The following is a 1,470-nucleotide window of genomic DNA, read 5'->3' on the forward strand; positions in this document are numbered from 1 at the left end:
ATTTTGTTTATCGTCTTAAGACGCTCTAAAATGAGATGTTCCAGCCGCACCTTCCGGTACGGCTACCTTGTTACGACTTAGCCCTAGTTACCTGTTTTACCCTAGGCAGCTCCTGTTACGGTCACCGACTTCAGGTACCCCAGACTTCCATGGCTTGACGGGCGGTGTGTACAAGGCCCGGGAACGTATTCACCGCGCCATGGCTGATGCGCGATTACTAGCGATTCCAGCTTCATAGAGTCGAGTTGCAGACTCCAATCCGAACTGAGACCGGCTTTCGAGATTTGCATCACATCGCTGTGTAGCTGCCCTCTGTACCGGCCATTGTATTACGTGTGTGGCCCAAGGCGTAAGGGCCGTGATGATTTGACGTCATCCCCACCTTCCTCTCTACTTGCGTAGGCAGTCTCACTAGAGTCCCCAACTTAATGATGGCAACTAGTGACAGGGGTTGCGCTCGTTGCAGGACTTAACCTAACACCTCACGGCACGAGCTGACGACAACCATGCAGCACCTTGAAAAATGTCCGAAGAAAAGTCTATTTCTAAACCTGTCATTTCCCATTTAAGCCTTGGTAAGGTTCCTCGCGTATCATCGAATTAAACCACATAATCCACCGCTTGTGCGGGCCCCCGTCAATTCCTTTGAGTTTCATTCTTGCGAACGTACTCCCCAGGTGGCTAACTTATCACTTTCGCTTAGTCTCTGAATCCGAAAATCCAAAAACGAGTTAGCATCGTTTACGGCGTGGACTACCAGGGTATCTAATCCTGTTCGCTCCCCACGCTTTCGTCCATCAGCGTCAGTTGTTGCTTAGTAACCTGCCTTCGCAATTGGTGTTCTAAGTAATATCTATGCATTTCACCGCTACACTACTTATTCCAGCTACTTCAACAACACTCAAGACCTGCAGTATCAATGGCAGTTTCACAGTTAAGCTGTGAGATTTCACCACTGACTTACAGATCCGCCTACGGACCCTTTAAACCCAATAAATCCGGATAACGCTTGCACCCTCCGTATTACCGCGGCTGCTGGCACGGAGTTAGCCGGTGCTTATTCGTATAGTACCTTCAGCTACTCTCACGAGAGTAGGTTTATCCCTATACAAAAGAAGTTTACAACCCATAGGGCCGTCGTCCTTCACGCGGGATGGCTGGATCAGGCTCGCACCCATTGTCCAATATTCCTCACTGCTGCCTCCCGTAGGAGTCTGGTCCGTGTCTCAGTACCAGTGTGGGGGATCACCCTCTCAGGCCCCCTAAAGATCGCAGACTTGGTGAGCCGTTACCTCACCAACTATCTAATCTTGCGCGTGCCCATCTCTATCCACCGGAGTTTTCAATATCGAATGATGCCATTCAATATATTATGGGGTATTAATCTTCCTTTCGAAAGGCTATCCCCCTGATAAAGGCAGGTTGCACACGTGTTCCGCACCCGTACGCCGCTCTCTAGATCCCGAAAGA

The 1,470-nt window shown here is 49.9% G+C and carries 1 rRNA gene; it reads right to left on the reverse strand.

Annotation, left to right across the window (positions count from 1 at the left end):
- Positions 1–28: 28 nt before the first annotated feature.
- A 16S ribosomal RNA gene (locus ACM6F9_RS07340) occupies positions 29–1,470 on the reverse strand; the annotation flags it as partial.

It is taken from the genome of Chryseobacterium sp. IT-36CA2 (assembly GCF_949767875.1).
Taxonomy (GTDB): domain Bacteria; phylum Bacteroidota; class Bacteroidia; order Flavobacteriales; family Weeksellaceae; genus Chryseobacterium.